A 12,373-nucleotide genomic window follows, 5' to 3' on the forward strand; every position below is an offset into this window, starting at 1 on the left:
AGCGCCCGGCCCGCCCCCCACGGGGCGGGCGCTTCGCTTCCGCCCCGCCGGGCCGGGCGCTGCCCTCAGTGGCATATTTACTCTCACTACCCCGTCCCCAGCCGCCGGCCGACCCCGTCGCGGTCCTGCAGCGCCCGCCACCAGGGCTCATTGTCCAGATACCATTGCACCGTCTTCTCCAGCCCTTCTTCCACCGTCACCGAGGGCCGCCAGCCCAGCTCCGCGCGGATGCGGCTGGGGTCGATCGCATAGCGCGCATCGTGGCCCGGGCGGTCGGTGACAAAGGTGATCTGGTCCTTGTAAGACATCCCATCCGCGCGCGGGCGCTTGCGGTCCAGGATGGCGCAGAGCGTCTGCACCAGCTCCAGGTTGCTGCGCTCGTTTTCGCCGCCGATGTTGTAGGACCGCCCCACGCGCCCCTTCTGCACCACCAGCAGCAAGGCATCGGCGTGGTCCTCCACATAGAGCCAGTCGCGCACGTTGGAGCCGTCGCCGTAGACCGGCAGCGGCTTGCCCGCCAGCGCATTCAGGATCACCACCGGGATCAGCTTTTCCGGGAAATGATAGGGCCCGTAGTTGTTGGAGCAGTTGGTCAGCACCACCGGCAGGCCATAGGTCTCGTGCCAGGCCCGGACCAGGTGGTCGCTGGCGGCCTTGGAGGCGGAATAGGGCGAGCGCGGATCGTATGCCGTCTCTTCGGTGAACATCACCGCAGGGTCATCGGGCAGGCTGCCATAGACCTCATCGGTGGAGATGTGATGGAAACGGAAGGCCGCCGGCTTGCCCGCCTGCACCCAGTACTTCCGGGCCGCTTCCAGCATCTGATAGGTGCCGGTGATATTGGTCTCGATGAAATCGCCGGGCCCGTCGATCGAGCGGTCGACGTGGCTTTCGGCGGCCAGATGCATCACCGCATCCGGGCGGTGGCGGGCAAAAACAGTGTCTAATGCGGCGCGGTCGCGGATGTCGGCCTGCTCAAAGGCATAGGCCGGGCTCTCTGCCACCGCCGCCACATTGTCCAGGCAGGCGGCATAGGTCAGCGCATCCAGGTTCACCACCTGATGGCCGCGGGAGACCGCCAGCCGCACCACCGCCGAGCCGATGAACCCCGCCCCGCCGGTCACAAGCAGTTTCATGCCTCATCCCTCCCAGCTGAACGGGCTGTCGAAATCCGCCAGGGCGGGCGCCGCGGCGTCCTTCTCCGACAGGATCGGGGTGCCCTGAAACCCCCAGTCAATGCCGCAGCTGTCCCAGGCCACCGCGCCGTCGCACTCCGGCGCATAATAATCGGTGCATTTGTAGATCACCTCGGTCTCCGGCACCCGGGTGAGGAAGCCGTGCAGGAAGCCCTTGGGCACCAGCAATTGTTTGCCGTTTTCCGCCGTCAGCTCGGTGCCGAACCAGGCCCCGTAAGTTGGCGAGCCCCTGCGGATATCCACAGCCACGTCAAACAGGGCGCCGCGGCCGCAGCGCACCAGCTTGTCCTGGGCATGCGGTGGCGCCTGGAAGTGCAGCCCGCGCAGGGTGCCCGCCTGCACCGACAGCGAATGGTTGTCCTGCACGAAATCAAGATCGATGCCCTGTTCCGCCAGCCGCCGCCGGTTCCAGCTCTCGCTGAAAAAGCCGCGGGCATCGCCAAAGCGGGCGGGTGTCAGCACTTTCAGCCCCGGCAGACCTGTCTCTTCTATCTTCATCCTCTGCGCCCCAAATTCCCGGCTGCTCCGTTTCCCCCTCTCCTACGCGGGCGCTGGCCGCGGCGCAACAGGCCAGCGCCAAGCGGCGGCGGGCCGCTTGCATCCCGCCGCCCCGCGCGGCAACCATGTCCCCATGAAGATATTGTTTGTGCATCAGAACATGCCCGGCCAGTACCGGGAGCTTGCGCCTTGGCTGGCGGCGCAGGGCGGCCATGAAATCGTCTTCCTGACCCAGCGGAACGATGTGCATCTGCCGGGGATCAAGACCGCCGTCTACCAGCCCTTCCGCACGCCGGCCCAAGATGCCTTCGGCCTCTCCAAGGACTGGGAGGCGGCGGCCGGCACCGGGCTTGGCGCGGCGCTGGCGGCGCGGCAGCTGCGGGACGCGGGCTTTACCCCCGACATCATCATCGGCCACACCGGCTGGGGCGAGCTCTTGTTCATGAAGGACCCCTACCCGGATGTGCCCATCATCGGCTTCTTCGAGTATTTCTACCGCACCTCCGGCGGGCTGGTCGGGTTCGATCCGGAAAACCCGCCCAACGACCAGGCCTATTTCTTTGCCGAGGCGCGCAACTCGGTGCCTTACGCCAGCATCGAGCTGGTCGACCAGGGCCATGTGCCCACCGCCTGGCAGCGCGACCGCTTCCCGGCCAGTTTCCATGACCGCATGTATCTCTGCCATGACGGCATCCGCACCGACAGGCTGGGCCCGGATCCCGCTGCCACGGTCGGGCTGGGGCGGCTGGAGCGCCCGCTCAGCCGTGACGACGAGGTGGTGACCTATATTGCCCGCAACATGGAGCGCGCCCGCGGCTTTCACATCATGATGCGTGCCCTGCCGCGGATCCAGGCGCAGCGCCCCAATGCCCGCATCCTGATGATCGGCGGCAATGAGACCTCCTACGGCGCCGAGAGCAAGCATCCCGGCGGCTTGCGCGGCGAGATGGAGGATGAGCTCGGCGGCAGCGTCGACTGGAGCCGGGTGCATTTCCTCGGCAAGGTGCCTTACGACGACCTCACCCGGATCATCCAGGTCAGCCGCTGCCATATCTATCTGACCATGCCCTTCGTGCTCAGCTGGTCGCTCTTGGAAGCGATGGCGATGCAGGCCACGGTGGTGGCGGCCGATGTGGCGCCGGTGCGCGAGGCGATCACCCATGGCGAGACCGGCCTGCTGGTGGATTTCTTCAGCCCGGAGAAGCTGGCGGATCAGGTTGCGGACGTGCTGGCCAATCCCGCCGGTTACGCCCATATCGGCCCGGCGGCCCGCGCCCATGTGGTGGAGCACTATGATTTCCTGACCCGCTGCCTGCCGGAGCATATCGCCCAGATCAATGCCCTCGTGCCGAAGGCACGGAAAATAAGAAGCTAGCCGGAGGCACGAAGCCTCCAACTGTAGCTTTGCTGAGGCCATTTTCTGCCTGTTCCGGGCCGCTGGCTCTGTCGTCAGCTTCCGGTTGGGCCAAACTTGGCCGGCCTCTGGGCATGACCGGCCGCGAGACCCTGTTCGGCAGGGATTTCTCCAAGGCCGCGGCAGGAAACAGCGTGACAAGCGCAAAAGTAAAGGATCACCGCTTGCAGCCCTTGTAGAGAATGCCAGCATCAGAACGGGCCTGGCCGGAACCCCGAAAAGATTGCGGCAGACCCCGTTCAATGCCCCATGGAAACAGGCCGGGCCGTGGGTGCGGGCATGTTACGAGTCGGCATAGCCGAAGCGGTGCGCGTATTCCGTATCCAGGATACAGATCCCGCAGGGCACGCGCGGCAGGCGAATGAAAGGCAAAGTCTGCATCGCTGGCCAGCCGCTTGCGGCTGCTGACATTTCTGCGCTGTATTTCCGGGATGCCCTCGAACCCCAGCCTCTCCAGGCAGGCCGGGAAAGCCTGGCCGATATCCTCGCAGCGGAAAATGAAATGACCGCTGCCGCTGTCGGAATAGCTTAGGCTTCCGCCCCCCCCGGGTGCCATATCGTCCAGGCGGATCTCCAGGGGGCGCTCGAAATGCGCCCGGAACCAAGTGAACGGACGCAGCACAATTGTAGAAGAAAACCTTGCTTTCGGCGCCGACCTGGATCGGCGTGTCGGCTAAGACCGCAGCCGGATCAGCGGCGAGTTTGGCAAGCACCGCGCCGACGCCGCCATGCGCGGTCAGCATCTTGGTGAAGATCGATATCAGTCGGGTCAGGATCAGCCGCACCAGCTCGCCGTCGCTGCCGCAGGAAAGCTCCAAGCGGTCCAGGAAGTTCCGGAACCGCGGCAGGTACCCCTCGATGTCACTGACCCGGGAACCGCTGGACCGCCTGGCGCGGATGCTGGCCAACCGCCGGGTCAGACGCACGTTTCCGGCGAACTGGCCGAGTTGATGGTTGAAGAAATACTCCGACAGCCCGGGCCGCATACACCGAGCCGAAGATTTTGTGGAGCGCCGTCTTGCCGAGAAAATGGCTTTGCGCCGCTTCCACGTTGTCCAGTTCATTGAGGGTGGCAACCAGCGAAGCGCTGGCCACCTTTCCGAACTGATAGACAGTGGCGAGGGTTTTCGGGTCCTGATCCTGCCTCTGGTCCCGGTCCTGCTTCGTCGGCAGGCCGTCCGCGGCTTCCCCTGTCATGGTTTCCTCAGACATGGCTGTTTGCCGCCAGCCAGCCAAAGCAGCCGTTGTCCACCTGCGCCGGTTTCGATCATCTGCCGGTTTTTTGGGCGCTGCGCGAACAGCCCAGCACCGCCGGACCGCGTCCAGGCTCGGAGATGGCCTCAAGAATTAACTCTTGCCCGCACTTTCCTTTATGAAGCTCCGAGCCATACAGCAGCAGAGCCGCCGCAGCACCGTATCACCAGCTGAAGGTCATTTTTACAGAAACGAAATCCGCGGGCAGGGATTTCTCTCCCGGAGGCGCATAGTCCCGCTGGCGGCCATATTCAACCGCCAGATCAAAGCCGTCTTTCTCAATTCCGGCTGTCAGCAAGAACTGCCGTTCAGGCTGGATGGCGGCTAGGCCCCAGGTCTGGGAGTATCCGAGCGCGGCATATGCCGTGAAGGTCTCGAATTCATGCGCCCGCACCAATTCCAGATTTAAGCCGGCAGGGGTGGCCGAAGTGGTGACCTCTTCTTCATCGAAGAAATCCACGGATTCGAATGCCGACACGTACTGGGCGCTCACGTAATACTGGTAATACTGGAGGCCTATTTTGGCGCTGCCGCCAAACGCCCGGTCTCTATTGGGAACAAAGTTAACCAGTTCTTTGGAGCCGTAGATGGAGTCGGTGAGGTAAAATTCCGTTTCCAGGTAGATATCTTCGGAAATCGTTCTGGAAGCTTCCAGCCCTGCGCCAAGCCGCCATTCCTGGTTCTGTTTTTCGGGCTCGTCCTTCTCGGACTGATAAATCACCACGTCTCTGCGCCCCCGCACGGAGAAAATGCGCGCCGCAAAGTCATCGGTGCTGTATGTCACATCAACTGTTTCCCCTTTGACCTCGAAGGCGGGCTTTATGAGGGGCTTGGCAATATGCGGATGCTTGAAGTTTCCGAAAGGGCTTGTGAAGAACCCGGCCGTGAGCATGAAGGGGGTGATATCTTCATTCCCGATCTCAACATAAGCCTCATCCAGAAGAATTTCGGTCTGGGAAAAATCGCTGTCGATCTCCACAGCGCCGGCGGCTATGACCCAGTCATAAAACTGCAGCGCTGCGCCCCCGTTCAGGGTAAGCGAGGCTTCGGTTGCACTTTGCCTGTCAAAGTCCCGCTCCCGCACGGCCTCTATGTCCGCCTCAATCTCAAATTCGAGAGAAACGTTTCCGCCCGCGCCATATACTAAGCCATTATCGCCGCCAGTTTCGAAGCGGGGATCGTCCGGATCCAGCACACCATTTTCATCCCGGATTTCCGGGACCGCATCAGCCGATTTTCCCTCCTGCGCCGCAGATGAAAACGGAAACGCCGCGGAGAACAAGGTGGCCGCGGCAGGGAGGAAATTTGGCATTCCGCTTGGCGGCAGCAAATGAGCGTTATTAATTCGGCTGAAAAGACGGACCATTGGCGCTCCATAGCTGGCTTTTCTTCGCCCGGGTGAATTCGGCTTGCCATTCGTGGCGGTGGAACACAGATGATCTTGCCGGGGCCAGAGGGGCCTTGCAATCCGTTCCGCGCGGTCCATTCCAAATTCCGCTAAACTGTGTCGAACGGACAAGCCTTCCCTCCCCCGGTGCCGCCTGCGCCCGGGCCCGCCGTTTCAGACGCGGCCCGGTTCGGGCGAACAGCATATCGGCGAACAACTCGGTGCTTCCAGTGCGCAGGGGGCCGCCGCCCCTCCAGGAAATGAAAATTGGGAATTATTACACAATTTGTAATCTCGCCGCATCAATTTTCCGATTCTCGTGGTTTTCTGGCAAATTTAATTGCTTTTTTGTTGCAATTGCGCAACTATTTCCAGCGCAGCATTTTACGCCCGCATGCCGTCGACCGGTCTGGTTTCGGGCTCCCCGGTGGGGGCGGGCTCGGCCGAAGTAATTCAAAAAAACATTGGGGGGACTGTTGTGATGAGCGCATCAACTACTCGAAGACCACGTGCATTAAGGGCCGGCAACGGCGGTGCCGGGGCAACCGCCGCCGCCGCAGAGACCGGCTTTCTGGGTCTCGTGGCCCCTTCCTACCTGCTTTGCTTCGCGCTGGCCGGCGGCCTGGTGGCGGCCGCCGGCCTTTGGGAGGTGCTGGCGAACACCCGGCTTTTGGCAGCCTTGCTTGCGGGCGGCGTGGTGGCCTTGGGCGAGGACGACCCGGGGCTCGGCACCGGGGTTCCGGGCGTGCATTACTTCATCCGCTCGCAGGAGTTCGTGACCTGGTCTCTGGTGCTTCTGGCCGCAGCGCTCTTCATGGCGGTCGCTATCCTCAAGGGGTTCCAGTTCCACAGGATCGCGCGGTTCGTCGGCATCGAGGGCACCTTCGGGCAGCATCTGCGCGCGTATATCTACGGGCACGGGATCGGCAGAATGACCCCGTACCGCATGGGCGAGGTGGCTTGGGTGTCCGCGTTGCAGAGCCAGGGCGCCACGATCGGGCAGGCGGCGCGGCTTGTCTTCATCTTCAAGGGCTTCCTGCTGTTCGAAATCTTCATCTTTGCCATTCTGGGCCTGGTGATGAGCGGCCTGCTTGCTTGGGGGATGGCACTGGTGCCGCCCTTTGCCATCCTGCTGGCGGCCTGGCTGCTGATGCGCCCGGCGGCTGCGCACAGCCCCGGCAAGAAACCCTGGCTGGAGCGTGCCGCCGAGGTGTTCGGCGCCCTGACCAGCGAGTTCCAGACGCTCATCGTGCTCACCCTGCTGTCGCTGATTTCCTTCGCGCTGGTGGAATTCGGCACCTACATCATTCCGCAGGCCTTCACCACACGCGTCACACCGCTGGTGCAGGATGTCCTGCTCTACGTGGTGGTGACGCCCAGCGTGATCGTGATGGCGGTCGTGGCCGGCTACATTGCCCGCCTGGTCCAGGTCACCCCCGGCGGCATCGGGCAGTTCGAGCTGGCCTTCGCGCTTGTGCTGATGGTCAACCGCCTACCGATGCCGGAAGCCATCACCCTGGCCTTGCTCGTCAGTGCCGTGCGTTACGCAACCGGTATTTTCCTGTTCGGAGGCACGATGCTGCTCTTCGGCGTCGAAACCAACTTCAACCGGGTCCGGGCCTTGTTTGGCCGCGACCCCGCAACCGGCGCGGAGGCGGCCCCATGAGTGTCAATGCAATCACCCCGCAGTATGCCAACGAGGCCGAAACGCTGCCGAAGGAGCCCCCTGCCTCGCTGATGTGGACCCAGGTCCTGGTGGTAGCCTCCATCGTGATGGCGCTGTTCCTACTCGACCGGCTGAGCAGCCTGCTGATCAACATGTGGCTGCTGGAAAGCATGGGCTACGAGGAGGTGTTCTGGACCAATTTCCGTATCCAGGCGATGCTGTTCGGCAGCGGCCTGGTGATTACTTCCGCGGTGATCACCACCCCGGCCTTCCTGCACGGGCTGAGCGCCGGCGGGCGCCTCAAGACCCTGTGGATCTCGGTGCTGGCCGGGATCCTGGTAGGGTATCTGCTCAACCTCGAATACGACGATTTCCTGGTGCCGCTGCAGGCTGTGCCCTTCGGGAAAACCGATCCGATCTTCGGCAATGACATCGGGTTCTACGTGTTCAACCTGCCGCCGATCTACAATACCCTGATCGCCGCGGTATTCATCGCGCTCGCCGGGCTGTTTTCATCGGTCTGCACCGCCCTTGCCGGCAGCCGCAATGCGCCCTGGCCCGAGGGCATGAACGCCTTCGTGCGCTGGCTGGGCCGGGTCGGCACGCCGGTGACCTGCGTGATGCTGTTCCTCACCGGGTTGTGCACGGCGGCGCTGATCTGGCTGCGCCGTTACTGGCTCCTCACCATGCCCAACTTCGAGGATTCGACGGAAGCTACCGGTGCCGGGGCGGAGTATGTCGATATCGTCGGCTTCTTCTCCACCAAGAATGCGATCTACGTTGAAGCGCTGGCGGTCATGGCGCTGACCATCGGCCTGACCCTGACCCTGTGGAAGGCGCGCCGGGCGCTGAAGCATCCGGGCAGCGTCAATCTAAGCACGGCGTTCGGGCCTGCGGCCTTCGCGCTGGTGCTGTTGCCCGGGATCACCACCGATCTCGTGTTCCGCTCGATCGTCGCGATCCGGGACCAACTTTTCGTGATCCCGAACGAGCCGGTGATCCAACTGCCCTATCTGCAGCAGCACATTGATGCGACCAACACAGCCTACGGGACGGACAAGATCATCGAGAAAACCTTCGTGCCGCTGACGGGCGATGATCCGTTGCCGAACCTGCAAAAGCTGCTCGACAGCCCGACGGTGAAGAACGCACCGCTGTGGTCCGGCTCGGTGACACGCTACAGCCGCCGGGTCGCGCCGCAATACGTGCAGCGGATTCTCGAGGCGGGCGGCGACATGACCGTGTTCTCGCCCACCTTGCAGATTCTGCAGGCGCAGGAAACGCTGCGGCCCTATTACGGCTTCCTGGATGCGGACACGATTATCTCCGAAATCGACGGCGAGATGCGCATGTTCGCAAGCGCCGTGCGCGAACTGCCGCAAGATATCGTGCGCCCGTGGCTCGCGGCCTGGGGGCAGCGGTCGTTCCTGTTCACCCACGGGCACGGGCTGATCACCATGGCCGCCGCCGAGCGCAACGAGGCCGGCGAACCCGTTTATGCGACTTCGGGTGTGCCGGTGCAGGCGCATCTTGACGAGCTGGAGATGGAAAACCCCTCGGTCTACTACGGCGAAGGCGCGGTCAACGCGGCCTTTTCCAACGCCCGGGGCTTGGACGAGCACGACGTGTCCACCGACCAGGGCCGCCTGGAGGTTCAGTTTCCGGCCGATGTCCAAGCAGGGATCAGGGTGGATTCCCTGCTCAAGCGGCTGGCCATCGGGTATCAGACCGGAGAGTTCTTCCAGGTGGTGTTCTCCGGCCTGATCTCGGACGATACGCGGGTGCATGTGTTCCGGCGGCCGATCGAGCGCATCGAACAGCTGGCCCCCTTCCTCGCGCCCGATACCGACCCCTACGCCTTTCCGACGCCGACGGGGATAAAGTGGATGGTGAACACCATCACCTACAGCGACGCCTATCCCTACAGCGCGCTCACGCTGTTCGGCGACCCGGCCGACCTGCGGACGGAATGGCGGCCGCTGGAGCTCGTCAACTATGTGGCGGATTCGGTCAAGGCGGTGGTCGATGCGCATACCGGCCAGGTGAATCTCTACCAGTTTGCGGATGAGCCCGTCATTGAGACCTGGGCTGCCACCTACCCGGGGCTGTTCAAGGCAAAGGAGGAGATGCCGCCCGAAATCCGCACCCATGTGCAGTATCCGCAGGAGCTGATGTCGATCCAGTTCAACAAGATCTACCCGTTCTATCATCAGAAGGATGCGCTGACCTTCTACAGCGGCGAAGACCTGATGGATGACGCGGACGAGGTCATGGGAGCCATTCTCGGCGTCAGCGGCGAGACCATCACCTTCAGCCAGGGGCTGTTCTGGTGGATAGCGGAAACCGGCGGTGGCGGGATGGTGGAAGCCGATCCTCCGGTGCAGTTCGCGCTATCCAAAAGCTATACGCCGCAGGACCCGCTGAACCTGCGCGGCGTGGCGACGGCCTACCAGACCGGCGAGGATTACGGCAAGCTGTCGGTTCTGAAGATTCCCAAGGGCATGTTCTTCATGGGGCCGGAGCAGGCGGATGCAACCATCGACCAGGATGCGTTCATCGCCCAGGAAATCGGCCTGTGGAACCGGCTTGGGGTGCAGGTCATCCGCGGCCGCACCTCGACCCTGATCGTCGGGCGGGAAGTGATCTACGTCGAGCCGATCTTCATCCGCTCCCGGCAGAGTCCGGTGCCGCAGCTTCCGCGCGTCATCGTCGTTTTCCGCGGAAAACCTCACATGGGGCGGACCATAGAGGAGGCGCTGACGTTTGCGATCAATGGCGGCCGGCTCGACAGCATGGATCACGACATCCGCGCTTCGCTGGCAGAGTAGTCTGAGCCATGCAGGTTATCTCAGCCCTGTCTGCGCTTGGAGTTACAATCCTTCTGGCGCTGTGCCGCCCGCGGCTTGGGACGGTGGTCATCGGCCCTGCCTTTGCGGCGATCGCCGGGGTGAGCTTCATGACTCTGGCAGGCCATATCTCGCTTGCCGATCTCGGTTTGGCGTCGAGGGTGCTCTGGAAGCCGATGGTCGCGATTGCATCGATCATGGTCATCGCTGCAGCGGCAGATCGTCTGGGCGTAATCAGCAGGCTTGCGGAAACTGTCATCCGGGCCGGCAGCGGATCGGTCAAGACCCTGTTCCTGCTGGTTTTCTGTCTCAGTGCCTTCACCGCCGCCATTCTCAACAACGACAGTGCGATCCTGGTGCTGACGCCTGCGGTGATCGCGATGATCCGCGGCTTCTACCCGCAGGAACCGGGGCTGCTTGCGCCATTTGCCTTTGCCGTTTTCATGGCCGCCGGGGTGGCGCCGCTAGTGACCTCCAATCCGATCAATCTGATTGTTTCGGATGTGGCGAAACTCGACTTCAATTCCTACGCGGTCAAAATGCTGCCGGTGTCGCTGGCCAGCGCCGTGGCGAGCTTCCTGACGCTCAGATGGGTGTTTTCCGCCGAACTGGGCGCGGCCCGCCCGTCCCGCCTTGCAGAGGCGGCCGCCGGCCCCGGGAGACGGCCGGAAAAGTGGTCCCGCGCGGAGAAGCACGGAATGATCCTGACGCTGGCCATCCTCGGCGCCTATCCGGTTGTGGAGTATTTCGACGGAACAGTCTGGATCGTGGCGCTGTCGGGCGCGATCGCGGCGTGTGCGCTTTGCGTCCATCACGAGGCCACAACTCCGCGTTTCCTGATTATCAACGGTGTTGCCTGGCAGGTCCTGATCTTCCTGTTCGGCGTCTATCTCATCGCGCTCGGCCTGCGCAGTGCCGGTGTGGTCGAATGGCTGGTCGCGGTCTACACCCCGCCCGGAATCGCCGTGATCGGAACGGTGTCGGCGGCCGGGTCGGCGCTGATCAACAATCACTCGATGGCGCTGATCAATATCGTTGCAATCGAAGAATTGCCGGGCGAGAAACACACAGTGGAATTCCTCGCCGCATTGATCGGAGGAGATCTCGGGCCGCGCCTGCTACCCATCGGATCTTTAGCCGGCTTGTTATGGTACGCAGCGCTTGAGAGGCTGAATGTTCACGTCCCGATACTGCAATTCATCAAGACCGGTGCAATTGTTACGGTGCCTTCCCTCGCAACCGCGCTTATTGTTTTGGCTTTCGTCACGTAGCGGGCAGGCATAAGGCGGGACTCACCTGGTTTTGGCGCTCTCGGATGCGGCCCTCTCCCCGGCGTGACGGAAGGGGGCGTTTCTCAAAGGAGGAAAAGGTTCCGTTCCTTAATTTGGCGGAGGAGGACCCATTCGAACGGGCAGGCCTGCATTCCCTTGTGAGATACAAGGTTCTTGAGCGGGGGCTTTCCCTGACCAGCACTGGCAACGGGGCTATCCGGCTGATTTCAGCCGGTTCTGCCGCAAAGACGAGGGTGGATTCCGGTAGGAGGCAGGATCGTATCACAAGGTTTGTTCTTGATGCCGTTTGACGATGCCGGTGACGGTGTTTTTCGAGACGCCGAGGTCACGGGCAATCCACCGGTATGATCGGCCTTCTGCTACGGCCTGCAGCACCCTTGGCGCGAGCTTGCCGGATTTCGGGCGTTGACCGGGTTGCCGGCCGAGTTTCTTTCCACGCGCCCGCGCGGCAGCCAAGCCGGATTTCACCCGCTCGCCGAGCAGGTCGCGCTCAAACTGTGCGATCCCGGCCAGCATGGCAGCCATCATCCGGCCATGGGGTGTGTCCAGCTCGAAGGTCATTCCGTTCATAGCCGCGACCGAGACTTTCCAGCCTGCCAGCCTGCTGAGTGTCTCGAGCAAATCCTGCGCCGAACGGCCCCAACGGGAGAGTTCACTGACCAGGATCGCATCGATCTGTCTGGCCTGTGCCAGGTCGAGCACCCGATTGCGGGCGGCGCGATTGGCAGACGCCCCGGAGCGGAGGCGGGGTGGATTCACATCCGAAGTGCAAATTCTGTATCAAAACAGATGTTTGCATGGAGGCTATTGAATGGGACGC

9 protein-coding genes are annotated in these 12,373 nt (G+C 62.8%); 4 read left to right on the plus strand and 5 right to left on the minus strand.

The window, feature by feature from the left end:
- Nucleotides 1-86 precede the first annotated feature (86 nt).
- Nucleotides 87-1,136 carry a dTDP-glucose 4,6-dehydratase gene (gene rfbB / locus ACFMBG_RS23635; RefSeq protein ID WP_421057098.1) on the minus strand — a complete coding sequence of 350 codons (1,050 nt, stop codon included), beginning with the start codon at nt 1,134-1,136 and terminating at the stop codon, nt 87-89.
- Between the two features lie 3 nt (nt 1,137-1,139).
- A complete protein-coding gene (gene rfbC, locus ACFMBG_RS23640; RefSeq protein WP_421057099.1) occupies nt 1,140-1,694 on the minus strand; it encodes a dTDP-4-dehydrorhamnose 3,5-epimerase in 555 nt (184 codons plus the stop codon).
- Between the two features lie 133 nt (nt 1,695-1,827).
- On the opposite strand from rfbC, the gene ACFMBG_RS23645 reads away from it, so the two are divergent.
- Nucleotides 1,828-3,069: a glycosyltransferase family 4 protein gene (locus ACFMBG_RS23645; RefSeq protein ID WP_421057100.1), complete on the plus strand. Its 1,242-nt coding sequence runs from the start codon at nt 1,828-1,830 to the stop codon at nt 3,067-3,069.
- Between the two features lie 900 nt (nt 3,070-3,969).
- Here ACFMBG_RS23645 and ACFMBG_RS23650 read toward each other — a convergent pair.
- Nucleotides 3,970-4,320, minus strand: coding sequence for a hypothetical protein (locus ACFMBG_RS23650; protein WP_421057101.1), 351 nt, complete (start codon nt 4,318-4,320; stop codon nt 3,970-3,972).
- Nucleotides 4,321-4,525: 205 nt separating this feature from the next.
- Entirely contained in the window at nt 4,526-5,728 is a 1,203-nt protein-coding gene (locus tag ACFMBG_RS23655) for a hypothetical protein (protein ID WP_421057102.1), read from the minus strand.
- 502 nt (nt 5,729-6,230) lie between these two features.
- Between ACFMBG_RS23655 and ACFMBG_RS23660 the strand changes: the two genes are divergently transcribed.
- The 3 genes from ACFMBG_RS23660 to ACFMBG_RS23670 are packed head-to-tail and all read left to right on the plus strand — an operon-like array spanning nt 6,231 to nt 11,532.
- Nucleotides 6,231-7,415 carry a lysylphosphatidylglycerol synthase domain-containing protein gene (locus ACFMBG_RS23660; protein WP_421057103.1) on the plus strand — a complete coding sequence of 395 codons (1,185 nt, stop codon included), beginning with the start codon at nt 6,231-6,233 and terminating at the stop codon, nt 7,413-7,415.
- A complete protein-coding gene (locus ACFMBG_RS23665; protein WP_421057104.1) occupies nt 7,412-10,243 on the plus strand; it encodes a UPF0182 family protein in 2,832 nt (943 codons plus the stop codon). The genes ACFMBG_RS23660 and ACFMBG_RS23665 overlap by 4 nt, the downstream gene beginning before the upstream one ends.
- An 8-nt stretch (nt 10,244-10,251) precedes the next feature.
- Nucleotides 10,252-11,532: an ArsB/NhaD family transporter gene (locus tag ACFMBG_RS23670; protein ID WP_421057105.1), complete on the plus strand. Its 1,281-nt coding sequence runs from the start codon at nt 10,252-10,254 to the stop codon at nt 11,530-11,532.
- A 282-nt stretch (nt 11,533-11,814) separates the two neighbouring features.
- Here ACFMBG_RS23670 and ACFMBG_RS23675 read toward each other — a convergent pair whose 3' ends face one another.
- Complete coding sequence (locus ACFMBG_RS23675) at nt 11,815-12,312, minus strand: recombinase family protein (RefSeq protein ID WP_421057106.1); 498 nt, start codon at nt 12,310-12,312, stop codon at nt 11,815-11,817.
- Nucleotides 12,313-12,373 lie beyond the last annotated feature (61 nt).

The sequence above is a fragment of the Leisingera coralii genome, from assembly GCF_049056525.1.
Classification (GTDB): Bacteria; Pseudomonadota; Alphaproteobacteria; order Rhodobacterales; family Rhodobacteraceae; genus Leisingera; species Leisingera coralii.